This window comes from Streptomyces sp. NPDC096040 (genome assembly GCF_040303265.1).
GTDB lineage: Bacteria > Actinomycetota > Actinomycetes > Streptomycetales > Streptomycetaceae > Streptomyces.
In genome coordinates this window covers 334,612-358,550 of record NZ_JBEOTA010000005.1, presented here as the reverse complement: position 1 = coordinate 358,550, position 23,939 = coordinate 334,612, and the positions used below count along the sequence as shown (strand labels likewise).

Below are 23,939 nucleotides of genomic sequence, written 5' to 3'. Positions count from 1 at the left end.
AAACGCCCGGTTACATTCCGAACCCGGAAGCTAAGCCTTACAGCGCCGATGGTACTGCAGGGGGGACCCTGTGGGAGAGTAGGACACCGCCGAACAATCTTTGGAAGGACCCCTGGTCCCAGCGTTCAGCTGGGACCAGGGGTCCTTTTGTTTTTACAATGCTTGCGGTACCGAAGACAGGAGTCACCATGTCCACCAACTCTCCCGACGAGCGACCGGAGCGCGACCCGCGGCGACGGGACAGTGGTGACCGCGGTGATCGTGGCGGATACCGCGGAGACCGCAACGACCGTGGAGACCGCGGCAGTTCCGGCCGTCGTGACGACAATCGCGGTGGCGGTAGTGGTGGTTACGGTCGCCGTGACGACAATCGCCGTGACGACAACCGCGGTAGTGATAACCGCGGTAGTGACAACCGCGGTGGCGGATACGGTCGGCGCGACGACCGCCGGGGTGACGAGCGCCGCGGCGATGACCGGGGCGGGTACGGTCGTCGCGACGACAATCGCCGTGACGACAACCGTGGTGGTGACAACCGTGGCGGCGGATACGGCCGGCGCGATGACAACCGCGGCTCCCGCCCGGCGGTCCAGCGGGACGACCGCGGCGACCGAGGTGGCTTCCGCCGTGACGACAACCGGGGTGGTGGCGGTTACCGCGGCCGGGACGACCGGCGTGATGACCGTGGTGACCGTCCCGCGTTCCGCCGTGATGACCGCGATGACCGTGGTGGTCGTAGTGACCGTGGTGATCGTCCTGCCTTCCGGCGGGACGACAACCGTGGCGGAGGTGGCTACCACGGCCGGGACGACCGGCGCGACGAGAGTCGTGGTGGCGGCGGTGGCTACGGTGCTCGCCGTGACGACAACCGCGGCGGTGGCGGTTACGCCCGTCGGGACGAGCGTCGTGACGACAACCGCCGTGACGAGCGCCGTGGGGACGACCGGGGCGGTTACGTCCGTCGCGACGACCGCGGTGACCGAGGTGGCTTCCGCCGGGACGACCGTGGTGACCGTCCTGCCTTCCGTCGTGACGACCGCGATGACCGTGGCGGTCGTAGTGACCGTGGTGACCGTGGTGACCGCGGTGACTTCCGGCGGGACGACAACCGTGGCGGCGGTGGCTACCGCGGCCGCGACGACCGGCGCGATGACCGGCGCGATGACAACCGTGACCGTGGTGGCTTCCGAGGCCGCAGCGACGACCGAGGCCGTGGCCCCCGGCGGGATGACCGCCGCGACGACCGAGGCGGCTTCCGGCGGGACGAGAACCGAGGTGGCGGTGGCTACCGCGGCCGCGACGACCGCCGGGATGACCGGCGTGGCGACGACCGGCGTGGCGGTGGTGGTTACGGACGCCGTGACGAGCGCGAGCGTGACCGGGACCGGGAGCCGATCAAGCGGCTGCCGATCCCGGAGGACGTCACCGGCGACGAGATCGACAAGGACGTACGGCAGGAGCTGCAGAGCCTCCCCAAGACGCTCGCGGAGGACGTCGCCAAGAACCTGGTGATGGTCGCGCGGCTCATTGACGAGGACCCCGAGGGCGCCTACGGCTACTCCAGGGTGGCCCTGCGCCTTGCGTCCCGTGTCGCCGCCGTACGTGAGGCCGCCGGGTTCGCCGCCTACGCGAACCAGAAGTACAGCGAGGCGCTCGCCGAGTTCCGGGCCGCGCGGCGGATGACCGGCAACGTGGACCTGTGGCCGGTGATGGCCGACTGCGAACGTGGGCTCGGGCGGCCGGAGAAGGCGCTGGACATGGCCGGCGCCCCCGAGGTGCACAAGCTCGACAAGGCCGGCCAGGTCGAGATGCGGCTCGTCGCCGCCGGTGCCCGGCGTGACATGGGGCAGCTGGACGCGGCGATCGTGACGCTGCAGAGTCCCGAGCTGGCGTCCAACTCCGTACAGCCGTGGACCGCGCGGCTGCGGTACGCCTACGCCGACGCCCTGCTCGCGGCCGGCCGTGTCGATGAGGCGCGCGAGTGGTTCGCCAAGGCCGTCGAGGCCGACCGGGAAGGCAGCACGGACGCCTCCGACCGGCTGGCCGAGCTGGACGGTGTCGAGTTCCTCGACGCCCTGAACGACGAGGACGAGGACACGGACGTCGACGTGGACGAGACCACGGACGTCGACGTCGACGCGGACGAGTCCGAGGAGCGCCCCGCCGAGGCCGAGGCCGAGCCACAGGCGGAGTCCAAGCCCGAGACTGAGACCGAGTCCGACAAGGACTGATCACGGCGACCGACGCAGAGGGCAGGCTCCGACCGGGGGCCTGCCCTCTCTCGTTGCCGTCGCCGTTCTCAGGTGTCGAGCGCGCGCAGCACCAGCCCCGACGCCGGTTTCGGGCCGAAGGACGTCGACTTGCGGGGCATCGTCACGCCCTGGCGGGCCAGGTCGCGGACGACCTCCTCGCGGACCGGGTGCAGGAGGACGGCCGTACTGCCGGCATGTTCGGCCTTGGCGACCGTCGCCGCCGTGTCGTGGATGTAGGCGACATGCGCGTTCGAGTCCTCGGGGATGTGCCAGACGTGGCCGAGGAGCGTGGCGTGCAGGACGGTGGCGTCGAGCGTGCGCCAGGCGGCCGGACGGTCCGCGGGGATCGTACGGGCCAGAAGATCCGGGTCCGGGCGGTCGATGAGGTGGAAGGTGCCGTCACCGGCGAGCAGGAACGCGTTGCCGTGGCGGGCCGCGTCCGCGAGCGCCTCCTGGGCCTGCGACAGGGGGACGTCGAGGCGTCGTACCCGGAAATGGTCCTGTACGGCCGCCAGGGCGTCCGCCACCGGCAGGCCGTGCAGCAGGCGATGGATGGCGCGGACGCGCAGCGGGTAGCGGGCGGTGTCCACGAGGAGGACCAGGCCGTAGTCCCAGGGGCTGGGAGAGGCGTGCTCCGCGCGTAGACGCAAGTAGGTGGCCCAGCGGTGGTGGCCGTCGGCGATCAGGGCCTGGTGGTGGGCCAGGTCGGACTGGACGAGGGCCACCTCGGCGGGGTCGGTGATCGACCAGAGGCGATGGTGGAAACCGTCTTCCGTGGTGGTGGCGAGGAGCGGGGGGCGGTCGGCGGCCTTTTCGACGACCTCGGCGGCCGTGCCGTTGCCCCGGTAGGTCAGCAGAAGGGGTTCGAGGTTCGCGGAGGTCGCGCGCATCAGGGCCGCGCGGTCGGCGACGACCGGGGGCATGACCTCCTCGTGCGGCAGCACCACGCCCTCCGACGGTTCCGAGACCCGCAGGGCGCCGATGACGCCGCGCTGGAGCATGCCGTTGCCGTCGTGCTGCTCGTAGACGTACAGGCCGGGTTCGGGATCCGTGGTCAGGATGCCCTCGGCCTGCCAGCGGTGCAGGGTGTCGGCCGCCTGTTCGGTGCCGGCGCTGGGGGTGCCGGCCTGGGGAAGGATCAGACGGACGATGTTGTGCGGGTCGGCGGACTGGAGATGGTGCACGCCGTCCGGGCGTACGACGACGTCGTACGGCGGAGAGGTGACGGCGGCCAGGCTGCCGACCCGGTCGGGGTCGTATCGAAGGCCTCGGAACGGGGTGAGTTCCAGGCCTCGGCGCTCCGTTGCTTCCGGGTGACCTGCAGTGTTCATCCCGGCATCGTACGTGTGTCAGTGGCGTGCGGGATGATCGGTGGGGAAAGGCCGGACAACGAAGCGTGACGAGGAGCGATGGGGAATGAGCCAGGGTGTCAGGACTGGTCCCGAGGGCAGCGGACAGGCTCTGAGCACGGCGTATGACACGGCGCTGCTCGATCTGGACGGCGTGGTGTACGCGGGCGGCAGCGCGATCGCGCACGCGGTGGAGTCGCTTGCGGCGGCTCGCGAGGGCGGGATGCGGTTGGCGTACGTCACCAACAACGCGCTGCGCACACCGGACTCGGTGGCCGACCATCTCACCGAGCTGGGGATCCCGACCGGCGCCGAGGACGTCATCACCTCGGCGCAGGCGGTCGCGCGGCTGATCAGCGAGCAGGTGCCGGCGGGTGCGCGGGTGCTGGTGATCGGCGGGGAGGGGCTGCGGGTCGCCCTGCGGGAGCGGGGCCTTGAGCCGGTTGACTCGGCCGACGACGATCCGGCGGCGGTGGCGCAGGGGTACGGCGGTCCTGATCTGGCGTGGGGGCGGTTCGCCGAGGCGTCGTACGCCGTCGCGCGCGGGGTGCCCTGGTTCGCGTCCAACACCGATCTGACGATTCCCAGCGGGCGCGGGATCGCGCCGGGCAACGGCGCGGCGGTGGAAGTTGTCCGGATCGCGACGGGTGCCGAGCCGCAGGTGGCCGGCAAGCCGCTGCCGCCGATGCATCGGGAGACGGTCCTGCGGACGGGTGCACGGCGTCCGTTGGTGGTCGGGGACCGGCTGGACACCGATATCGAGGGCGCGTTCAACGGCGGGGTCGACTCGCTGCTCGTCCTGACCGGCGTCACCGACGGGCGTCAGCTGCTCGCCGCGCCGCCGCAGCAGCGGCCGACCTATGTCGACGCCGATCTGCGGGGCTTGCTCACCGGGCAGCCGGCGGTCACGGCGGACGGCGACGGCTTCCGGTGCGGCGGCTGGACGGCCAAGGCGGGGTCGGACCGGCTGGAACTGGAGGGGGACGGCGAGGCCATCGACGGGCTGCGGGCGTTGTGCGCGGCGGCGTGGACGGCGGCCGGGGAGGGTTCCTGCGCGTTGGACGGAGGCAAGGCGCTGGCGCGGCTGGGGCTCTGAACCGACGCCGGGCGACGCTGTTCGCAGGGACCGGACCTCGAGATCCGATGAGAGGGTAGGCTAACCTAACTGGGTGTTGGTCGACAGTCCTCCCGAACAGCGCGCGGAGAGCGCCCCCGCGCCCCCAACCCGCCGGGCGATACGGGTCCTTGGGCTCCTTGTCTCCGTCGTGATCCTGGTGCTCGTCGCCCTGGCGAGCATCGCGATCGGAGCCAAAGAGCTCCCGTTGGACCAGGTCTGGCACGGCCTGTTCCACGACACGGGGACGTATGGCGACGTGGTCGTCGACGAGCGGCTGTCGCGGACCGTCCTCGGCCTGCTGGCCGGTGCCGCCCTCGGGCTGTCCGGGGCGGTGCTCCAGGCGCTCACCCGCAACCCGCTCGCCGACCCCGGACTGCTCGGCATCAACGCGGGCGCGTCGGCCGCGGTCGTCACCGCCATCACCTATTTCGGCGTCAGCAGCCTCAACGGCTATGTGTGGTTCGCCTTCTTCGGGGCGGCCGCGGTGGGCGCCCTGGTGTGGTTCCTGGGCGGCAGCCGGGGCGCCACCCCGGTCCGGCTCGCGCTGGCCGGTACGGCGATCAGCGCCGCGCTCTACGGCTACCTCCAGGCCGTGATGATCACGGACGGTGCGGCGCTGAACAAGTGGCGTTTCTGGACGGTCGGTTCGCTGGCGTCGGCCGACGACTCGACGATCGTGCAGGTGCTGCCGTTCCTCGCGGTCGGCACCCTGCTCGCCCTCGGCCTCGCCCGGCCGCTGAACGCGGTGGCGATGGGCGACGACACCGCCCGTGCCCTCGGCGCGAACCTGGGCCGGACCCGGGCCCTCGCCATGCTCGCCGCCACCGTGCTGTGCGGCGCGGCCACCGCGGCCTGCGGTCCGATCGCCTTCGTCGGCCTGATGGTCCCGCACGTGGTGCGCTCCTTCACCGGCCCCGACCTGCGCTGGATCCTGCCGTACGCGACGTTCCTGTCGCCCGTGCTGCTGCTCGGCGCCGATGTCATCGGCCGGGTCGTCGCGCGCCCCTCGGAGCTCCAGGTCGGCATCGTCACCGCGATCATCGGCGGGCCGGTGTTCATTCTTCTCGTACGACGGCGGAGGACGGCCCAGCTGTGAGGAACACCGCTGTGAAGAACACCCGTACCCTGCGCACCCCCGGCGGGCTCTCCCTGCGGGCGGACCTGCGCGCGCTGATCGTCGTGACCGCGCTGCTGCTGGCCGCGTGTGCCGCGAGTGTGGTGCTGATCGGCACCGGTGACTTCCCGATCTCCTTCGGCGACGTGGTGAAGACGCTGGCCGGCAACGGCACCGCCGGCCAGGACTTCATCGTCAACGAGTTGCGGCTGCCGCGCGTTCTGGTGGGTCTGCTGGTCGGTGCCTCGCTCGGCCTCGGCGGCGCGCTGTTCCAGTCCGTCTCCCGCAACCCGCTCGGCAGCCCGGACGTCCTGGGTCTCTCCCAGGGCTCGACGTCCGGCGCGCTCGTCGTCATCGTGCTGATGTCCGGAAGCGCCACCCAGGTCACGGTCGGCGCGCTGGTCGGCGGTCTGCTGACCGGCCTCGCCATCTATCTGCTCGCCTGGAAGCAGGGCGTGCACGGCTACCGGCTGGTCCTGGTCGGTATCGGTGTCTCCGCGGTCGTCACCGCGGTCAACGGCTATCTGCTCACCAAGGCCGACTTCGTCGACGCGACCCGCGCGGTCGTCTGGATGACCGGCTCCCTCAACGGCCGTGACTGGAGCCAGGTCTGGCCGCTGCTCGCGCTGTGCGCCGTCCTCGTCCCGTTGACCCTCGCCAACGCGCACGGCCTCAGGATGACGGAGATGGGCGACGACGTGTCCAACGCCCTCGGGGTGCGTGTGGAGCGGGTACGGCTGCTGCTGATGGTGTCGGCCGTCCTGCTGACCGCGGCCGCCACCGCCGCCGCGGGCCCGGTCAGCTTCGTGGCGCTCACCGCCCCGCAGCTCGCCCGCCGTCTCACCCGCTCGCCCGGCCCCAACCTGCTGCCCTCCCTCTGCATGGGCGCCACCCTGCTGGTCACCGCGGACTGGGCCTCCCAGCGCGCCTTCGGCGCCGACCAACTGCCCGTGGGCGTGGTCACCGGTGTCCTGGGCGGGGTCTACCTGCTGTGGCTCCTTGTCACCGAACGCAAGGCGGGCCGGATATGAGCGCGAACACCGAGTCAGACAGCAAGAGGAGCACCGTGAACCGCCTGTCCGCCGAGAACGTCACCCTCGCCTACGACCGGCGTGTCATCGCCGAGCAGCTGTCGGTGGAGATCCCCGACAACTCCTTCACGGTGATCGTGGGCCCCAACGCCTGCGGCAAGTCGACGCTCCTGCGCGCGCTGTCCCGGATGCTCAGGCCCAGCCAGGGCCGGGTGCTGCTCGACGGCAATGTCATCCAGTCCATGCCGGCGAAAAAGGTCGCCCGCACCCTCGGCCTGCTGCCCCAGTCGTCCATCGCGCCCGACGGCATCACCGTCGGCGACCTGGTCGGCCGCGGCCGCTACCCGCACCAGGGCCTGCTGCGCCAGTGGTCCGCCGAGGACGAGCGGGTCGTCCAGGAGTCGATGGCCCGGACGGGTGTCGCCGAACTCGCCGACCGGTATGTCGACGAGCTGTCCGGCGGTCAGCGGCAGCGCGTGTGGATCGCCATGGCGCTCGCCCAGCAGACCCCGCTGCTCCTCCTCGACGAGCCGACCACCTATCTGGACATCCAGCACCAGATCGACGTCCTCGACCTGTGCGCCGAACTCCACGAGGAGCAGGGGCGCACGCTGGTCGCCGTGCTGCACGACCTCAACCACGCGGCCCGGTACGCCACCCACCTCATCGCCCTGCGCGGCGGCGAGGTGGTCGCCGAGGGCGCCCCGAACGACATCGTCACCGCGGAACTGGTCGAGGAGGTCTTCGGGCTGCGCTGCCAGATCATCGACGACCCGGAGACGGGCACCCCGCTGGTGGTGCCGGCGGCCCGGAAGACACGGGTCACAGCAACTTCCTGAGTCGGAACAGGTCCAGCAGGTTCGCGTCCAGCTTCACCCGCCCCGAGCCCCAGGCCCCGGCGAAGTTCAGCTCGCCGTCGACCAGGGCCACCAGGTCGTCGCCGGCCATGGCCAGTCCGATCTGCGCCTTCTCCCGAGGCGGCCCGGGAAACGTCTCCTCCACCTCGATCCGGCCGCCGGTGAGCCGGCCGGCGAAGGTGACGTCCAGGTCGGTGATGTGGCAGCTCACGGTGCGGTCCATGGCGGCGGCCGCGCGGACGTCGCCCTCGGCGCCGCCCATGGTGTGGGAGAGCTTGTCGAGTGCGGCGCGGCACTCCTCGATCGTGGCCATCGCGATCGACGGTACCCCAGCGGTTCGAGGTAGCGTCGGGGCATGACCGACTCTGTGCCCGAGGGCCGGGTGGCGGAGGCGCCGGAAGCGGTACCGGCCGAGCCCGAGTACGACCCCGCCGCCCCCGCCCCGCTGAACGTCCCCCGCACCCCCACCGGCAATGCCGAGGTCGACGCCCTGCTGGACCGGCTGGGCGACGCCGACCACCTCGCCACGGACGGGCATCTGGAGGTGTACGAGGATGTACACGGGGGGCTGCGCGACGCGCTCACCGCGCTCGACGCCCGCCAGGGGCCTCCGGCACCCGCACCGCCGTACGGTAACCGGGCGCCGTCGCCCGTCCGTCACCCGCCCGCCACCCCTCAACGAGGCCCTTCGGGCCACACCTTCTAGTCCGTACCACCAGAGCAGGAGCTGAACCGAACGTGGCAGGAGTCGCACGTCGCCGTCTGGACGCGGAGCTGGTCCGCCGGAAGCTGGCGCGCTCGCGCGAGCACGCCAGCCAGCTGATCGCCGCCGGGCGGGTCACCGTCGGCAAGGCCCTCGCGACCAAGCCGGCCACCCAGGTGGAGACCGCCGCGGCCATCGTGGTGCAGTCCGACGACAGCGACCCCGAGTACGTGTCCCGGGGCGGCCACAAGCTCGCCGGCGCGCTGGCGGCGTTCGTCCCGCAGGGGCTCGCGGTCGAGGGGCGGCGGGCGCTCGACGCCGGTGCGTCCACCGGAGGCTTCACCGATGTGCTGTTGCGCGCGGGCGCCGCGCATGTCGTCGCCGTCGACGTCGGATACGGCCAACTCGCCTGGTCACTGCAGAGCGATGAACGCGTCACCGTCAAGGACCGTACGAACGTACGCGAGTTGACGCTTGAAGCGATCGATGGGGAGCCTGTGGATCTTGTCGTGGGTGATCTGTCCTTCATCCCGCTCGGGCTGGTGCTGCCGGCCCTGGCGCGGTGCGTGAAGCCGGACGCCGACCTGGTGATGATGGTCAAGCCGCAGTTCGAGGTGGGCAAGGACCGACTGGGCAGCGGGGGAGTCGTACGGAGTCCGCAGCTGCGGGCGGAGGCCGTGCGGGGGGTTGCCGAGAAGGCGTGGGAGCTGGGGCTCGGGGTGAACGGTGTCACCGCCAGCCCGCTGCCCGGGCCGTCCGGCAACGTCGAGTACTTTCTGTGGCTGCGGGCCGGCGCACCCGAACTCGACCCGGCCGATGTTGACCGTGCAGTGGCGGAGGGGCCGCGTTGACACAGAACCGAGCTCGTACTGTTTTCCTGCTGGCCCACACCGGGCGGCCTGCGGCGATCCGCAGTGCCGAACTCGTGGTCAAGGGGCTGCTGGCGGCCGGAGTCGGCGTACGGGTCCTGGAGTACGAGGCCCGCGACCTGCCTCTTCCCGAGGAGGTCGAACTCGTCGAGGAGGCCTCGCCGCACAGCCTCGACGGCTGCGAACTGCTGATCGTGCTCGGCGGTGACGGGACGCTGCTGCGCGGCGCCGAGTTCGCACGGGCCTCCGGGGTGCCGATGCTGGGCGTCAACCTCGGCAGCGTCGGGTTCCTCGCGGAGGCCGAGCGGGACGACCTCGACAAGGTCGTCGACCGGGTGGTGAGCAAGTCGTACGAGGTCGAGGAGCGGATGACCGTCGACGTCGTCGTGCACCGCAACGGGGACATCGTGCACACCGACTGGGCGCTGAACGAGGCGGCCGTGCAGAAGGCGGGCGCCGAGAAGCTCCTCGAAGTGGTGCTGGAGATCGACGGTCGGCCGGTGACGGGGTTCGGCTGCGACGGGATCGTGCTGTCGACGCCGACCGGGTCCACGGCGTACGCGTTCTCCGCGGGCGGGCCGGTGGTGTGGCCGGAGGTGGAGGCGCTGCTGATGGTGCCGATCTCCGCGCATGCGCTGTTCGCGAAGCCGTTGGTGACGTCGCCGGATTCGGTGCTCGCGGTGGAGGTGCTGCCGCACATCCAGCCCGGGGTGCTCTGGTGTGACGGACGGCGGACGGTCGAGTTGCCACCGGGGGCGCGGGTGGAGGTGCGGCGGGGGGCTGTGCCGGTGCGGCTGGCCCGGCTTCATCACGCGTCCTTCACGGACCGGTTGGTGGCGAAGTTCGCGCTGCCGGTCTCCGGATGGCGGGGGGCGCCGCAGTAGCGGTTCGTGGGGGCCGGTTTCGGTGCCTCGGCGGGTGCGGGTGTGTGGGGGACCGGTCGCGCCTGCGCGGCGGTAGCCGCAGATCGATACAGCCCCGCGCCCCTGGGTAGGTCCACTCGCCGGGGTGTAGAGGGGACCGGTCGCGCCCGCGCGGCGGCAGCCGCAAGTCGATACAGCGCCGCGCCCCTGGGTAGGTCCACTCGCGGGGGTGTCGAGGGGACCGGTCGCGCCTGCGCGGCGGCAGGCGCAAATCGATACAGCCCGCGCCCCTTCAGGTAGGGACACCCGCCCGAGTGACAAGGGCACCTCGCACTTCTCGGCCCGGACCTCGTAAGGTCTTCACCGTGCTGGAAGAAATGCGGATACGGTCGCTCGGAGTCATCGACGACGCTGTCGTCGAGTTGTCGCCGGGGTTCACCGCCGTCACCGGTGAGACCGGTGCGGGCAAGACCATGGTGGTCACCAGCCTGGGGCTGCTGCTCGGCGGGCGGGCCGATCCCGCCCTCGTGCGGATCGGCTCCGAGAAGGCGGTCGTCGAGGGGCGGCTCACCGTGCCCCCGGGCACCTCCGCGGTCGTACGGGCCGAGGAGGCCGGCGCGGAGCTGGACGACGGGGCGCTGCTGATCAGCCGTACCGTTTCCGCCGAGGGGCGCTCCCGGGCGTACCTGGGCGGGCGGAGCGTGCCCGTGGGGCTGCTCGCCGAACTCGCCGACGACCTGGTGGCCGTGCACGGGCAGACCGACCAGCAGGGCCTGCTGAAGCTGTCCCGGCAGCGGCAGGCGCTGGACCGGTATGCGGGCGACGGGGTCGCCGTGCCGCTCGCCAAGTACGGCGAGGCCTATCGGCGGCTGCGGGCCGTCGCGGTGGAGCTGGAGGAGATCGTCACCCGGGCGCGTGAACGGGCTCAGGAAGCCGACATGCTGCGCTACGGGCTCGACGAGATCGCGGGCGTGGAGCCGCGGGCCGGCGAGGACGTCGAACTCGCCGAGGAGGCCGAGCGGCTCGGACACGCCGAGGCGCTGTCGTCGGCCGCGACCGCCGCGCACTCCGCCCTCGCGGGCAACCCCGAGGATCCCGAGGGCATCGACGCGGCCACCCTCGTCGCGGGCGCCCACCGGGCCCTGGAGGCCGTACGGTCGCACGACCCGGCGCTGGCCGCGCTCGCCGACCGGATCGGCGAGATCGGGATCCTGCTGGGGGATGTGGCGGGGGAGCTGGCCGGGTACGCCGACGACCTCGACGCCGACCCCCTGCGGCTCGCGGCCGTGGAGGAGCGGCGCGCCGCGCTCACCGCGCTCACCCGCAAGTACGGCGAGGACGTCAGCGCGGTGCTGGCATGGGCCGAGCAGGGCGCCGCGCGGCTGACCGAACTCGACGGCGACGACGAGCGGATCGACGAGCTGACCGCCGAACGGGACGCGCTCCGCGCCGAACTGGGCGGTCTCGCCCAGGCGTTGACCGACGCGCGCACGGAGGCCGCCGAGCGCTTCGCGGCCGCCGTCACCGCCGAGCTGGGCTCCCTGGCGATGCCGCACGCACGCGTGTCCTTCGCGATCCGCCAGGCCGAGGACCCGGAGGGTGTGGAGGTGGGCGGCCGTACGGTCGCGTACGGCCCCTCCGGCGCCGACGAGGTCGAACTGCTCCTCGCCCCGCACCCCGGCGCCCCGCCCCGCCCGATCGCCAAGGGCGCCTCCGGCGGTGAGCTGTCGCGCGTGATGCTCGCGGTGGAAGTCGTCTTCGCGGGCACCGACCCGGTCCCGACGTACCTCTTCGACGAGGTCGACGCGGGGGTCGGTGGCAAGGCGGCGGTCGAGATCGGGCGGCGTCTGGCCAAGCTCGCCAAGTCGGCACAGGTGGTCGTGGTCACCCACCTTCCTCAGGTCGCCGCCTTCGCCGACCGGCAGTTGCTGGTCGAGAAGACGAACGACGGCTCGGTCACCCGCTCGGGTGTGAAGGTCCTGGAGGGCGAGGAGAGGGTCCGGGAACTCTCCCGGATGCTCGCCGGCCAGGAGGACTCGGAAACGGCACGGGCGCACGCGGAGGAGCTGCTCGCCACCGCGCGAGCGGACGCCTGAGGCGCCCCTTCGGGGGCGCGGGGCGGTGTCGATGGGCGGGCTCCGCCGCGTGGACGCGACCGGCGCCCGCTCATCCGCACCCGCGCCCCCTCGGCATCCCGTACTGTCACTCTCACGGGTGACACACTCCGGCGCATGTCCCGCCCCGCCCCGGTATGCCCCTACCCGGAGCCCCGCAGTGCCCCCCACGGCCCGATACCTTCTGTACGTATCCTCGTGACCGCCCCGACGCCGAACACAGGAGCCCGGCTGCGTGAGCCCCGTGAGCAGCAACGCATCGCACGGTCAGTCGCCGCTGCGCACCGTGCAGGTGCTGGGCGGTGGCAACGCCGGCAGCAGTGCGCACGTGCGTTCGCTCGCCGCCGGTCTTGTCGCACGGGGCGTGCGGGTCACGGTGTGCGCCCCCGTCGAGGCCGACCGCGCCTACGACTTCTCCGGCGTCGGTGCGGACCATGTCCATGTACCGCGCAGCAGTGACCCGGGGTCGGTCGCCGCGCTCCGCGCGGCCTGCACCGACGCCGACCTGGTGCACGCGCACGGCCTGCACGCCTCCTTCCGCGCCGTGCTGGCGCTGAGCGGCCGCCGTACCCCGCTCATCGTCACCTGGCACAACCGGGCGGAGGCCGAAGGCGCCCGGGCGCATCTGCTGCGCATGCTGGAGCGGCGGGTGGTACGGACGGCCGCCGTGGTGCTGGGAACCACCTCCGACCTGGTGGACCGGGCCCGCCGTACCGGCGCCCGCGACGCGCGGCTCGCCGGCGTGGCGCTGCCGTGTCTGCGACGGCCCGGGGAGCAGGAGGAGGCGGAGCGGCTGCGGCCCAAGGTGCGGGCCGAACTCGGCGCCATGGGGCGGCCGTTGCTGATCGCGGTCGGCTCCCTCGACCAGCACCGCGGCTATGACGTCCTGCTGGACGCCGCGCGCGCCTGGTGCCGGCTCGATCCGGTACCGCTGCTCGTCATCGCGGGGGAGGGGCCGCTGCGTACGGTGTTGCAGCGGCGGATCGAGGACGAGGAGCTGCCCGCCCGGCTCATCGGCCGCCGCGACGACGTCGCCGAACTGCTCGCCGCCGCCGATCTGGCCCTGCTGCCCAGCAGTTGGGAGTCACGCTCGATCCTCGCCCAGGCGGCCCTGCACGCACGCGTGCCCCTCGTCGCGACCGCCGTCGGCGGTATCCCCGACCTGGTCGGCGACGCGGCCGAACTCGTCCCCTACGGCGACGCGACCGCCTTCGCCGACACCGTCGTACGACTGCTCGGCGATCCCGGGCGCTGCGAGGAACTGCGGGAGAAGGGCGCCCGGCAGGCGGCGAGCTGGCCGACGGAGGACGAGACGGTGACCCAAGTGCTCAGCGTGTACGACGAGTTGACCCAGCCCAGGCCGCTGTAGCCCTAGGGGACGTGCCGGCGGGCCCGCAGGGCGAGGCTCAAGGCCAGCACCACCTGCGGGTCGTCGAGGTCCGTGCCCAGCAACTCGCCGATGCGGGCCAGGCGGTTGTAGAGGGTCTGCCGGTTGAGGTGGAGTTCGCGGGCCGTCTCCGCCTTGCGGCCGGCATGCGCAAGGTAGGTCTCCAGGGTGGGCAGCAGGGGCGGCCTGGAGCGGTTGTCGTGCTCCCGGAGCGGGCCGATCGCGCGGTCGACGAAGGCCGCCAGGTCGGGGTGGTCGCGCAGCCGCCACAGGAGCAGGTCGATGTCGAGACGGCGGGCGTCGTACCAGGGGCGGTCGGAGAGGCCCTGCGCGGCCGTCGCCGTCTCGGCCGCGTGCCGCAGGCCCGCCGACGCGGCCGCCCAGCCACCGGCCACCCCGACCACCACGACCGGGGGAGCGGCCCCGGGGCGCTGCATCCCCGCGCGCTCCACTCCCGCCCGCAGCGCCGCCGCGACCCGGTCCGCGACCGTCGCCCGCTCCGCCTCCGAGCGCAGGCCGAGCAGGAGCGGGACACGGCCCTCGACCGGTCGTACGCCCAGGAGCACGGGTACGCCCACGGCCGCCAGCTCCTCACCGACCGCCCGGGCCAGCACCGCCCAACCCCCGCCCGGGGAAAGGGAGTCGCCGACCCGCATGACCACCGGCAGCAGCGGGCTGTTGCCGGGCTTGAAGCCGAGGACACGGGCCTGGGCCGGCGCGTCCTGAGCGGTGATGCGTCCCTCGGCGAGGTCGGTCAGGAAGTCGCCGCGGCCGCGGGCCGCCAGCTCCTCCTCCTGGCGGGCCTGCATCAGGACGACGGCCAGGATGCCGGCGGCCCGCTCGGCGGCGATGCGGTGCACGGGGGCGAGCGGCCCGCGTACCGGGAGCAGGACCAGCCGGGCGCGGACCGAGCCCGCCCCCGGCCCGCCGCCCGGCACATCCACCAGGACCGCTCCGGTCGGCGGCGGCGCGTCCTTGTGCTGGCCCCGCAGCCCCTCCCACACCTGGAGCGGATCCGCGCCCTCGGGCCCCGATCCGGCGGCGTACAGCAGTTGGCCGTCGGTGGTCTCCAGGAAGACCGGGTTGCCGCTGAAGCCGGCGAGGATCGCGAGGACCTGGGGGACCCCGCCACCGCCCAGCAGGGCCTCGGTGCAGCGGCGGTGCACCTCCTCGGCGCGCTGGAGGAGCGCGTAGTGGTGGTTGACGATCTCGGTGTGGATCTCCTCCGTCACCGTCACGAAGGGCACCTCGCGGTGCAGCACGACCAGCGGCAGCCCGGTCGCCCGGGCGGTGTCGACGAGGGTGGCCGGCAGCCGGGAGAAACGCGGGCCCAGCTCCACCACCAGGGCGGCGATGCCCCGCTCGGCGAGCGTGCGCACGAACGCCCGCTGGTCGGTCGGCCGGGTGCCCAGGCCGTAGCCGGTGGTGAGCAGCAGCTCGCCGCCCTTCAGCAGCGAGGCGATGTTCGGCACCTCGCCGGCGTGCACCCAGCGCACGGTCCGGCCCAGCCGGTCGGCGCCCGCCAGAATCTCCGGGAGCCCGCTGCGCAGCCCGGGCAGCTCCAGCGCCCGCTGCACGGTGATCCCGCCCTGGGTGTCGAGTCCGCTGCCCGTACCGCTGTCCATGGAGCGGACGCTACCTGGGCGAACGCCTTCGCGGCACCTTCCGCTAGAGCGGTTTGATGTTGTGGTTGAAGCGGAAAACGTTGTCGGGATCCCACGTCCGCTTCACCTTCCCGAGCCGCAGCGCGTTCCCCACGCCCAGGCCGGCTCGCACCCGGTCGGGGCCCTCGTCGCCGATGAAGTTGAGATAGACCGCGCCGGTGGACCAGGGCCGCACACCGGCACGGACGCCCCGCACCCAGGCGACCGCCCGCTCGTCGTCGGCGGGCTCCGCCCAGATCCCGAAGGGGTGCACGGCCCAGGACGCGTCCCGGTACGGCACCGGGTACTCGGCCGGCCCGGCCGCGATCGCGCCGCCCTGCGGGAACAGCACATGCTGGGTTCCGGTCGGCACCGGCATGCCGTCCGCGCAGGCGCACCAGGCGTCCACCGCCTCGTCGGGCAGCGCGGCCAGGTACTCGGCCGACCAGTAGTTCCGCAGCCCGGACGGCAGGTCGAGCATCCGCTGCACCTCGGTGTACGGCATCGGGCCGACCACCTCCGCCTCGTGCGGCAGCGCCAGCATCGGCTCGGCGATCTTCCGCAGGTCCTCCTCGCCGCCGGCACAGGTCACCAGGGCGGCGCACACCAGCGTGCCCACCAGATGCTCGGGTACGAACGGCAGCGGCGGGCCGGTGAGGTACAGCACCGCACCGCCCGCCTCATCGGGGCCGGTGCGGATCACCTCGCGGAAGGTGCGCACCGCGTCCGGGCCGGACCGCGGCGGATACAGCAGCAGCGCCACCGAGAACTCCGGCAGTTCGTGCAGTTCGAGGGTGAGCGCGGTGGCGACCCCGAAGTTCCCGCCGCCGCCGTGCAGAGCCCAGAACAGCTCCGGGTTCTCGTCGGCGTTGGCGTGCACACGCTCGCCGTCGGCGGTGACCAGCTCGACGCCGAGCAGGTTGTCGACGGCCAGGCCGAAGGCGCGGTCCAGCCAGCCCGTGCCGCCGCCCAGCACAAAGCCGCCGACGCCGGTGGTGGAGGCCCGGCCGCCGGTGGTGGCGAGGCCGTACGGCTCGGTCGCCCGGTCCAGATCGCTCATCGTGGCGCCGCCCTGGACCCGTACCGCCTCCGCCGCCGGGTCGACGGTCACCGCGTGCATCCGGCGCAGGTCCACGACGAGCGCGCCGTCGCCACTGGCCGAGCCCGCCACGCTGTGACCGCCGCCGCGCACCGCGATCGCCAGGTCGAGCTCCCGCCCGAACCGCACCGCGCGGACCACGTCGGCGTCGTCGGCGCACTGGGCGATCACGGCCGGCCGCCGGTCGATCATCGCGTTGAAGACGGCCCGCGCCTCGTCGTAACCGATGTCCCCCGGCGCGAACACCTCGCCGACAAGATCCTCACGGAGTGCGGCGAGGGCCGTGTGCGCCTTGGACGGGGAAGCCATGGCCGTCCCCTTTCGAGAAGGGGGGTGTTTCAAACCATCCTAGGCAGGAGCGCCCCGCAGGGGCGCGGGACTGTATCGATTCGCGACTCCGCCGCGTGGGCGCGACCAGCCCCCACGCACCCGCAGTCGACCGACGGCGGCGCCCTACCCTCCGTACGCTCCGGAAGCAGTCAGCCGCAGCGCCGTGTCGATCAGCGGCACATGACTGAACGCCTGCGGGAAGTTCCCCACCTGCCGCTTCAGCCGCGGGTCCCACTCCTCCGCGAGCAGACCGAGGTCGTTGCGCAGCGCGAGGAGCTTCTCGAAGAGCTTGCGGGCCTCGTCGACGCGGCCGATCATCGCGAGGTCGTCGGCCATCCAGAACGAGCAGGCCAGGAAGGCCCCCTCGTCGCCGGGAAGACCGTCGACGCCCTTGCTCTCGCCCTCGGTGGGGTAGCGCAGGATGAAACCGTCCGACGTGGACAGCTCGCGCTGGATCGCCTCGATGGTGCCGATGACCCGCTTGTCGTCCGGCGGCAGGAAACCCATCTGGGGGATCAGCAGCAGCGAGGCGTCCAGCTCCTGAGAGCCGTACGACTGCGTGAAGGTGTTCCGCTCCTTGTCGTAGCCCCGCTCGCAGACGTCCCGGTGGATGTCGTCGCGCAGTTCCTTCCAGCGCTCCAGCGGGCCGTCCGCGTCCCCGGACTCGATCAGCTTGATGGTGCGGTCCACCGCGACCCAGGCCATCACCTTGGAGTGCACGAAGTGCCGGCGCGGGCCGCGCACCTCCCAGATGCCCTCGTCCGGCTCGTCCCAGTGGTCCTCCAGGTAGCGGATGAGCTTCAGCTGGAGGAGGGAGGCGTAGTCGTTGCGGGCGAGGCCGGTCATGTGGGCCAGGTGCAGGGCCTCGGTGACCTCGCCGTAGACGTCCAGCTGAAGCTGGTGCGCCGCGCCGTTGCCGACCCGGACCGGCGCGGAGTGCTCGTAGCCGGGCAGCCAGTCCAGCTCGGCCTCGCCCAGCTCACGCTCGCCCGCGATGCCGTACATGATCTGCAGGTTCTCCGGGTCGCCGGCCACCGCGCGCAGCAGCCACTCGCGCCAGGCGCGCGCCTCCTCGCGGTAGCCGGTGCGCAGCAGCGAGGACAGGGTGATCGCCGCGTCGCGCAGCCAGGTGTAGCGGTAGTCCCAGTTGCGGACGCCACCGATGTCCTCCGGGAGGGAGGTGGTGGGCGCGGCGACGATGCCGCCCGTGGGTGCGTACGTCAGGGCCTTCAGCGTGATCAGCGAGCGGATCACCGCCTCCCGGTACGGGCCGTGGTACGTGCAGTGCTCGACCCAGTCGCGCCAGAACTCCTCGGTCGCCTCCAGCGCCTGCTCCGGCTCCGGCAGCGGCGGCGGCTGCTTGTGCGAGGGCTCCCAGGAGATGGTGAACGCGATCCGGTCCCCCGGGGCGACAGTGAAGTCCGCGTACGTCGTCAGGGACTTTCCGTAGGTCTCGGCCTCTGTGTCGAACCACACGGAGTCGGGTCCGGCGACCGCCACCGTGCGGCCCTCGTGCTTGTGCACCCAGGGCACGACACGGCCGTAGGAGAACCGCATCCGCAGCACCGAGCGCATCGGCACCCGGCCGGTGACGCCTTCGACGATGCGGATCAGCTGGGGCGCGCCGTCACGCGGGGGCATGAAGTCGATGACCCGGACCGTGCCGCGGGGGGTGTCCCACTCCGACTCCAGGATCAGCGAGTCGCCCCGGTAGGTGCGGCGGTTCGCGGTCGGCGGCTCGGAGTCGGCCGCGTGGGCCGGGCCGAGCCGCCAGAAGCCGTGTTCCTCGGTGCCCAGCAGACCGGCGAAGATGGCATGCGAGTCGAAGCGGGGCAGGCACAGCCAGTCCACTGTGCCGTCCCGGCAGACCAATGCTGCGGTCTGCATGTCTCCGATGAGTGCGTAGTCTTCGATGCGCCCGGCCACGTGCAACTCCAGTCGAACGGCCACGTCACCCCCCATGGAAGGCGGGGGGCTGTCGCTAGTGCGGTCAAGGGGTCGTTGTTGTTCGTCGTTGAGCGGTGAAGCAAAGCAGCCCGCCGCGCCCGGAGGCAAAACGACAGTCATAGCTCAACGAACTGCCAAGCTCTCGTGTTCCGGGGGTGACGGGCGGGGGTGTGCCGTGTTTTCCGGCCGGCTCGGCAGCGAGTGTCCGAGCAGGATACGACGCACGTAGATGATCTGCGTGCCGCTCCGGGCAACCCGTGTGGGCCGAATGGGTGAGCCCTGAGTGAAAACCCGGTAAGCCAGGCCCCACGTCTGTGCCGATGTGTGTACGGACCGTGGCCGGAAGCCATCTCTCCGCGGCGCTGATACCCTGGTAGCCCGTGGACCGGTGGGCACGAAACCCCCCGAACCGCAGCGACGGCACCTCCGGAAGCCTCCAGAGGGCGGCCGTACCGCATGACAGACCGCGACCACGGGAGCACCCTCTTGGCCATGCCGCCGAAATCTACGACGACCAAGCACATCTTCGTCACCGGGGGTGTCGCCTCCTCGCTCGGCAAGGGCCTCACCGCCTCCAGCCTGGGCATGCTGCTCAAGGCCCGTGGCCTGCGCGTCGTGATGCAGAAGCTCGACCCGTACCTGAACGTCGACCCGGGCACGATGAACCCCTTCCAGCACGGTGAGGTGTTCGTCACCAACGACGGTGCCGAGACCGACCTGGACATCGGCCACTACGAGCGCTTCCTCGACCGCGACCTGGACGGCTCCGCCAATGTCACCACCGGTCAGGTCTATTCGACGGTGATCGCCAAGGAGCGGCGTGGCGAGTACCTGGGCGACACGGTCCAGGTCATCCCGCACATCACCAACGAGATCAAGCACCGCATCCGCCGGATGGCCACCGACGAGGTGGACGTCGTCATCACCGAGGTCGGCGGCACGGTCGGCGACATCGAGTCGCTGCCCTTCCTGGAGACCGTCCGCCAGGTCCGCCACGAGGTCGGCCGGGACAACGTCTTCGTGGTCCACATCTCGCTCCTGCCCTACATCGGGCCCTCCGGCGAGCTGAAGACCAAGCCCACCCAGCACTCGGTGGCCGCCCTGCGCAACATCGGTATCCAGCCGGACGCGATCGTCCTGCGCTCGGACCGCGAGGTGCCGACCGCCATCAAGCGCAAGATCTCGCTGATGTGCGACGTCGACGAGGCCGCGGTCGTGGCCTGCCCGGACGCCCGCTCGATCTACGACATCCCGAAGACCGTGCACGGCGAGGGCCTGGACGCCTATGTCGTCCGCAAGCTGGACCTGCCGTTCCGCGATGTGGACTGGCGGACCTGGGACGACCTGCTCGACCGCGTCCACAACCCCGACCACGAGATCACCCTCGCCCTGGTCGGCAAGTACATCGACCTGCCGGACGCCTATCTCTCGGTCACCGAGGCGCTGCGCGCGGGCGGCTTCGCCAACAAGGCCCGCGTGAAGATCAAGTGGGTCACCTCCGACGACTGCAAGACCCAGGCCGGCGCGGCCGCGCAGCTCGCCGACGTCGACGGCATCTGCATCCCGGGCGGCTTCGGCGACCGCGGCGTGCTCGGCAAGGTCGGCGCCATCCGCTTCGCCCGCGAGAACCGGATCCCGCTGCTCGGCCTCTGCCTGGGACTCCAGTGCATCGTGATCGAGGCGGCCCGCAACCTGGCCGACATCCAGGACGCCAACTCCACCGAGTTCGACTCCGCCACCGGCCACCCGGTCATCTCCACCATGGCCGAGCAGCTGGACATCGTCGCCGGCGAGGGCGACATGGGCGGCACCATGCGCCTGGGCATGTACCCGGCCAAGCTGGCCGAGGGCTCCATCGTGCGTGAGGTGTACGACGGCAAGGAGTACGTCGAGGAGCGGCACCGCCACCGCTACGAGGTCAACAACGCCTACCGCGCAGAGCTGGAGAAGAAGGCCGGCATCCTGTTCTCCGGTACCTCTCCGGACGGCAAGCTCGTCGAGTACGTCGAGTATCCCCGTGACGTCCACCCCTACCTGGTCGCCACCCAGGCCCACCCGGAGCTGCGCTCCCGTCCGACCCGTCCGCACCCGCTGTTCGCGGGTCTGGTGAAGGCCGCGGTCGCGCGTCAGCAGGCCGAGGTCGAGCAGTCGAATTCGAAGTGACACACCGGTTGTACGGTGGCCGGGGTGCGTACCTTCAAAGGGTGGGCACCCCGGTTTCGTCCGGCCGGTCTTCTCGGCCGGTCTTTCAAGAGCGTGTGTGGAAGGGCAGGGCATGACGATCAAGGACACCCCCGAGGAGTGGGAGATCCGGGCGACCGAGACCCCGTTCGTGGGCAACAAGACCTCCGTCCGCACGGACGAGGTGGTCATGCCCGACGGCTCGGTGGTCCGCCGCGACTACCAGGTCCACCCCGGCTCGGTCGCCGTCGTCGCCCTCGACGAGGAGGACCGCGTGCTGCTCATCCGCCAGTACCGGCACCCGGTCCGGCAGAAGCTCTGGGAGATCCCGGCCGGGCTGCTCGACATCCCCGGCGAGAACCCGCTGCACGCGGCCCAGCGCGAGCTGTACGAGGAGGCGCACGTCAAGGCCGAGGACTGGCGGGTGCTGATCGACCTCTACACCACCCCCGGCGGCTGCGACGAGGCCGTACGGATCTTCCTCGCCCGTGATCTGTCCGAGGTCGAGGGCGCGCGCTTCGAGGCGGAGCACGAGGAGACCGACCTGGAGTACGCGCGCGTGCCGGTCGACGAACTGGTGCGCCTGGCGCTCGCCGGCGATGTGCACAACAACTGCCTCGTGACGGGCGTCCTCTCCCTGGTCGCCGCCCGCACCGGTGACGGCCTCGACGCACTGCGCCCGGCCGACGCGCCCTGGCCGGCCCGCCCCTTCGAGTCCTGACCCTCCATCGGGCGATCCGGTGTGACGATCGCCTGATCCGATCGGGCGATGTGGCCGCCGTGCTCCCCCCGGAACGTCCGTGCACGTGAACTAGGCTCGACGCGGTTGAGCCGAAACGCCCGAACCGGAGTCCCGGCGGGCATGCGTGTGCGGTGGACGGGAGTGTGGCCCGTGGCGGATCAGGCGGTGGACACAGGCGGCGCACGACTGTCGGCGCCCGCGGCCACGGACGACCAGTTCCTGGGCCGTACAAGGGAGTTGAAGGAACTGCGCGCCGACATCGAGCGCGCGGGCCTGGACACCATTGCCGGCCGCAAGGCCCCCCGCGCCCGGGTCCTGCTCATCGCGGGCAGACCTGGCTCCGGCCGCACCGCCCTCGCCGGGGAACTCGTACGGCGGGTCGCCGCCGACTACCCCGACGGGGTGCTCCGCGCCCGCCTCGCCGAGCCCGACGGCACCCCCGTCCCCGTCGAGCGCACCGCCCGTGAACTCCTCACCGCCCTGCGGCTGCCCACCCCGGCCGGCGCCGCCGAGGACGACCTCACCCACGCCCTGCGCACCGCCCTCGCCGGGCGCCGGATGCTGTTGCTCCTCGACGACGCGCCCGGCGCCGAACACGTGGACGCGCTGCTCCCGGACACCCCCGACTGCCTGGCCGTCGCCGTCTCCGGCGGCCCGCTCACCGGGATCTCGGACGTCCGCCCGTGCACCCTGGGCGGCCTCGACACCAAGTCGGCCGTGGAGCTCCTCGCCCGGTACACCGGCTCGGTCCGTGTCACCGTCGACCCGCGGTCCGCCGAGGCGCTGGCCGAGGTGTGCCAAGGGCAGCCCGCGGCGCTCACCCTGGCGGGCGGCTGGCTCGCGGCGCACCCCAAGGTGGCCGTCTCCGAGCTCGCCAAGCGTCTGCACGCCGACCCCGAGGACGGCACGGCCCTCGCCCGGGTCTTCCGGTTCGTCCACGACGACCTGCCCGGCCAGGCCGCCCGGATACTGCGGCTTCTCTCGCTGGCCCCGGCCGGCCTGGTCGACCCGCACACCGCCTCCTCCCTCGCGGGCTGCACGGTCGACACCGCCCGCACCACCCTGGACGAGCTGGTCCGCCTCGGCCTGCTGCACCCCGTGGGCTCCGCGCTGCCGCAGTACGAGGTCCCCGGCTGTCTGCACCCCCTGCTCCGGGGGCTGGCCGAGACCCAGGAACGCGCCGGGGAGCTCCAGCTGGCCCGTGCCCGGATGCTGGAGCGCACGGTACGGCTGCTGCAGTCCTGCCGGGCGATCACCGAGACCGACAACCCGCAGGCCCGCGAGAAACTCCAGGCGCTGCCCCGCGAGCTGCGTTTCCCCACCCCCCGGGCCGCCGCCGAATGGCTGCAGATCCGGCGCCCGGCCCTGCTCGCCGCGGCCCGTGCGGCGGTCGCCGACGGTGAGCTCGACACCCTGGCCCGCCGGCTGATGTCCCAGCTGGTCAAGGCCATGGCGGCACACCTCGGCACCCAGGCGGCCGCCCCCGACCTGTACGGGATCCACCGGCTCGTCCTCGATGTCGCCGAGCGTCGCCACCTGCCCCGTGAGCAGGCCGCCGCACTGCTGAACCTGGCCGACCTGGACGCTCAGACCGGGCGCACGACGGACGCGCTGCGGCGTTATCGGTCTGCATTGGAGGCGGGACGCAGAGCAAATGACCCGTACGCGACCGGTCGCGCGATGGAATCCGTAGGCGGCGCGTACCAGGAGCTGGCGGACTACGACCGGGCCGCCGACTGGTTCGGCCGCGCCCTCGCCCAGCGCCTCGCCCGCGACGAGCGCGCCGAGGCCGCGCGCCTCTACGGCCGCATCGCCGGCGCGCACACCTACGCGGGCCGCTACGGCGAGGCGCTGCGGGCCTGGCGGGCGGCCGTTTCCGGACATCGCAAGAACGGCGATGTGGCCGCGCAGGCACGGGCGTTGAGTGAGCTGGCACGGGTCCAGGAGTACGCCGGCCGGCCCGAGGAGTCGCTGCGCACCTGCCATGAGGCGGTCGAGTGGGCGCGCCGCGCCGAGGACGCCCGGCTCCAGGCCGCGCTCCAGCTGCGACTCGCCGACACGCTGGAGCGCCTCGGCGACTCCACCGCCGCGAGCCTCCACCGCTCCGCCGCCGAGCGCATGCTGGGTGAGGAGCCCCTCGACCTGGACTCCAGCCCGGAACAGGGAGATAACACCTGCGAAATCCGTAGTGCGTCCGACGAAGATTGATGCAATGAAAGGCTAGACAGCCGGAACGCCTTCATTAAACTGGCTCTGCCGCCGGTTCTCCTGCGGTGTCTCCTGGTGTGTTCCTGCATGCCGGGTATGTGTAGCTATGCCCCCACACCCTCTGAGCCAAGGA

Annotated in this window: 19 protein-coding genes and 1 rRNA gene; 15 read left to right on the top strand and 5 right to left on the bottom strand. The window is 72.2% G+C overall.

All coding sequences use genetic code 11. The features are described 5' to 3' along the window. The 3 genes from rrf to ABTY98_RS08960 all read left to right on the top strand — a co-directional run. Nucleotides 1–95: ribosomal RNA gene (rrf, locus tag ABTY98_RS08970) — 5S ribosomal RNA — on the top strand; the annotation flags it as partial. A gap of 151 nt (nucleotides 96–246) precedes the next feature. After that, nucleotides 247–1,512, top strand: coding sequence for a hypothetical protein (locus ABTY98_RS08965; RefSeq protein WP_352220205.1), 1,266 nt, complete (start codon nucleotides 247–249; stop codon nucleotides 1,510–1,512). Further along, complete coding sequence (locus ABTY98_RS08960) at nucleotides 1,404–2,231, top strand: tetratricopeptide repeat protein (protein WP_352220204.1); 828 nt, start codon at nucleotides 1,404–1,406, stop codon at nucleotides 2,229–2,231. Before ABTY98_RS08965 ends, ABTY98_RS08960 begins: the two co-directional genes overlap by 109 nt. 68 nt (nucleotides 2,232–2,299) lie before the next feature. On the opposite strand, the gene ABTY98_RS08955 is transcribed toward ABTY98_RS08960, so the two are convergent. After that, the gene (locus tag ABTY98_RS08955) at nucleotides 2,300–3,583 is read right to left on the bottom strand and encodes a DUF1015 domain-containing protein (protein ID WP_352220188.1); all 1,284 of its coding nucleotides are present in this window, start codon (nucleotides 3,581–3,583) and stop codon (nucleotides 2,300–2,302) included. Nucleotides 3,584–3,668: 85 nt separating this feature from the next. Here ABTY98_RS08955 and ABTY98_RS08950 point away from each other — a divergent pair, with 85 nt between their 5' ends. The 4 genes from ABTY98_RS08950 (at nucleotide 3,669) to ABTY98_RS08935 (ending at nucleotide 7,702) form a co-directional block, all read left to right on the top strand. Beyond that, entirely contained in the window at nucleotides 3,669–4,697 is a 1,029-nt protein-coding gene (locus ABTY98_RS08950; RefSeq protein WP_352220187.1) for an HAD-IIA family hydrolase, read from the top strand. Nucleotides 4,698–4,770: 73 nt separating this feature from the next. Beyond that, nucleotides 4,771–5,814, top strand: coding sequence for a FecCD family ABC transporter permease (locus tag ABTY98_RS08945; RefSeq protein WP_352220186.1), 1,044 nt, complete (start codon nucleotides 4,771–4,773; stop codon nucleotides 5,812–5,814). Between the two features lie 11 nt (nucleotides 5,815–5,825). After that, entirely contained in the window at nucleotides 5,826–6,863 is a 1,038-nt protein-coding gene (locus tag ABTY98_RS08940; RefSeq protein WP_352220185.1) for a FecCD family ABC transporter permease, read from the top strand. Further along, the gene (locus ABTY98_RS08935) at nucleotides 6,860–7,702 is read left to right on the top strand and encodes an ABC transporter ATP-binding protein (protein WP_352220184.1); all 843 of its coding nucleotides are present in this window, start codon (nucleotides 6,860–6,862) and stop codon (nucleotides 7,700–7,702) included. The genes ABTY98_RS08940 and ABTY98_RS08935 overlap by 4 nt, the downstream gene beginning before the upstream one ends. On the opposite strand, the gene ABTY98_RS08930 is transcribed toward ABTY98_RS08935, so the two are convergent. Next, a complete protein-coding gene (locus tag ABTY98_RS08930) occupies nucleotides 7,686–8,033 on the bottom strand; it encodes a sterol-binding protein (protein WP_351699480.1) in 348 nt (115 codons plus the stop codon). The two genes, ABTY98_RS08935 and ABTY98_RS08930, sit on opposite strands and share 17 nt — an antisense overlap. Nucleotides 8,034–8,075: 42 nt before the next feature. On the opposite strand from ABTY98_RS08930, the gene ABTY98_RS08925 reads away from it, so the two are divergent. The 5 genes from ABTY98_RS08925 (at nucleotide 8,076) to ABTY98_RS08905 (ending at nucleotide 13,638) form a co-directional block, all read left to right on the top strand. Further along, nucleotides 8,076–8,426, top strand: coding sequence for a hypothetical protein (locus ABTY98_RS08925; RefSeq protein WP_352220183.1), 351 nt, complete (start codon nucleotides 8,076–8,078; stop codon nucleotides 8,424–8,426). A 32-nt stretch (nucleotides 8,427–8,458) separates the two neighbouring features. Beyond that, nucleotides 8,459–9,274, top strand: coding sequence for a TlyA family RNA methyltransferase (locus tag ABTY98_RS08920; RefSeq protein ID WP_352220182.1), 816 nt, complete (start codon nucleotides 8,459–8,461; stop codon nucleotides 9,272–9,274). After that, nucleotides 9,271–10,176, top strand: coding sequence for an NAD kinase (locus tag ABTY98_RS08915; protein WP_352220181.1), 906 nt, complete (start codon nucleotides 9,271–9,273; stop codon nucleotides 10,174–10,176). The genes ABTY98_RS08920 and ABTY98_RS08915 overlap by 4 nt, the downstream gene beginning before the upstream one ends. Nucleotides 10,177–10,532: 356 nt before the next feature. Continuing rightward, nucleotides 10,533–12,251, top strand: coding sequence for a DNA repair protein RecN (gene recN, locus ABTY98_RS08910; protein WP_352220203.1), 1,719 nt, complete (start codon nucleotides 10,533–10,535; stop codon nucleotides 12,249–12,251). A gap of 253 nt (nucleotides 12,252–12,504) precedes the next feature. After that, the gene (locus ABTY98_RS08905) at nucleotides 12,505–13,638 is read left to right on the top strand and encodes a glycosyltransferase family 4 protein (protein WP_352220180.1); all 1,134 of its coding nucleotides are present in this window, start codon (nucleotides 12,505–12,507) and stop codon (nucleotides 13,636–13,638) included. 2 nt (nucleotides 13,639–13,640) lie between these two features. Here the strand turns inward: ABTY98_RS08905 and ABTY98_RS08900 are convergent, their stop codons facing one another. The 3 genes from ABTY98_RS08900 to ABTY98_RS08890 form a co-directional block, all read right to left on the bottom strand. Continuing rightward, nucleotides 13,641–15,281: a PucR family transcriptional regulator gene (locus tag ABTY98_RS08900; RefSeq protein WP_352220179.1), complete on the bottom strand. Its 1,641-nt coding sequence runs from the start codon at nucleotides 15,279–15,281 to the stop codon at nucleotides 13,641–13,643. 43 nt (nucleotides 15,282–15,324) lie between these two features. Next, nucleotides 15,325–16,707 carry an FAD-binding oxidoreductase gene (locus tag ABTY98_RS08895; RefSeq protein ID WP_352220178.1) on the bottom strand — a complete coding sequence of 461 codons (1,383 nt, stop codon included), beginning with the start codon at nucleotides 16,705–16,707 and terminating at the stop codon, nucleotides 15,325–15,327. A gap of 144 nt (nucleotides 16,708–16,851) precedes the next feature. Continuing rightward, a complete protein-coding gene (locus tag ABTY98_RS08890; protein ID WP_352220202.1) occupies nucleotides 16,852–18,654 on the bottom strand; it encodes a glycoside hydrolase family 15 protein in 1,803 nt (600 codons plus the stop codon). 513 nt (nucleotides 18,655–19,167) lie between these two features. Between ABTY98_RS08890 and pyrG the strand changes: the two genes are divergently transcribed. The 3 genes from pyrG (at nucleotide 19,168) to ABTY98_RS08875 (ending at nucleotide 23,806) form a co-directional block, all read left to right on the top strand. Next, entirely contained in the window at nucleotides 19,168–20,838 is a 1,671-nt protein-coding gene (gene pyrG, locus ABTY98_RS08885; protein ID WP_352220177.1) for a CTP synthase, read from the top strand. 112 nt (nucleotides 20,839–20,950) lie between these two features. Beyond that, nucleotides 20,951–21,577: an NUDIX domain-containing protein gene (locus tag ABTY98_RS08880; RefSeq protein WP_352220176.1), complete on the top strand. Its 627-nt coding sequence runs from the start codon at nucleotides 20,951–20,953 to the stop codon at nucleotides 21,575–21,577. 171 nt (nucleotides 21,578–21,748) lie between these two features. Further along, the gene (locus ABTY98_RS08875) at nucleotides 21,749–23,806 is read left to right on the top strand and encodes a tetratricopeptide repeat protein (RefSeq protein WP_352220175.1); all 2,058 of its coding nucleotides are present in this window, start codon (nucleotides 21,749–21,751) and stop codon (nucleotides 23,804–23,806) included. Nucleotides 23,807–23,939: the final 133 nt, after the last annotated feature.

Coding starts and splice junctions, on each gene's coding strand:
- ABTY98_RS08955 (WP_352220188.1), bottom strand. CDS start 3,583: ATGAACACTGCAGGTCACCCGGAAGCAACGGAGCGCCGAGGCCTGGAA.
- ABTY98_RS08950 (WP_352220187.1), top strand. CDS start 3,669: ATGAGCCAGGGTGTCAGGACTGGTCCCGAGGGCAGCGGACAGGCTCTG.
- ABTY98_RS08935 (WP_352220184.1), top strand. CDS start 6,860: ATGAGCGCGAACACCGAGTCAGACAGCAAGAGGAGCACCGTGAACCGC.
- ABTY98_RS08930 (WP_351699480.1), bottom strand. CDS start 8,033: ATGGCCACGATCGAGGAGTGCCGCGCCGCACTCGACAAGCTCTCCCAC.
- ABTY98_RS08925 (WP_352220183.1), top strand. CDS start 8,076: ATGACCGACTCTGTGCCCGAGGGCCGGGTGGCGGAGGCGCCGGAAGCG.
- recN (WP_352220203.1), top strand. CDS start 10,533: ATGCGGATACGGTCGCTCGGAGTCATCGACGACGCTGTCGTCGAGTTG.
- ABTY98_RS08900 (WP_352220179.1), bottom strand. CDS start 15,281: ATGGACAGCGGTACGGGCAGCGGACTCGACACCCAGGGCGGGATCACC.
- ABTY98_RS08895 (WP_352220178.1), bottom strand. CDS start 16,707: ATGGCTTCCCCGTCCAAGGCGCACACGGCCCTCGCCGCACTCCGTGAG.
- pyrG (WP_352220177.1), top strand. CDS start 19,168: ATGCCGCCGAAATCTACGACGACCAAGCACATCTTCGTCACCGGGGGT.
- ABTY98_RS08880 (WP_352220176.1), top strand. CDS start 20,951: ATGACGATCAAGGACACCCCCGAGGAGTGGGAGATCCGGGCGACCGAG.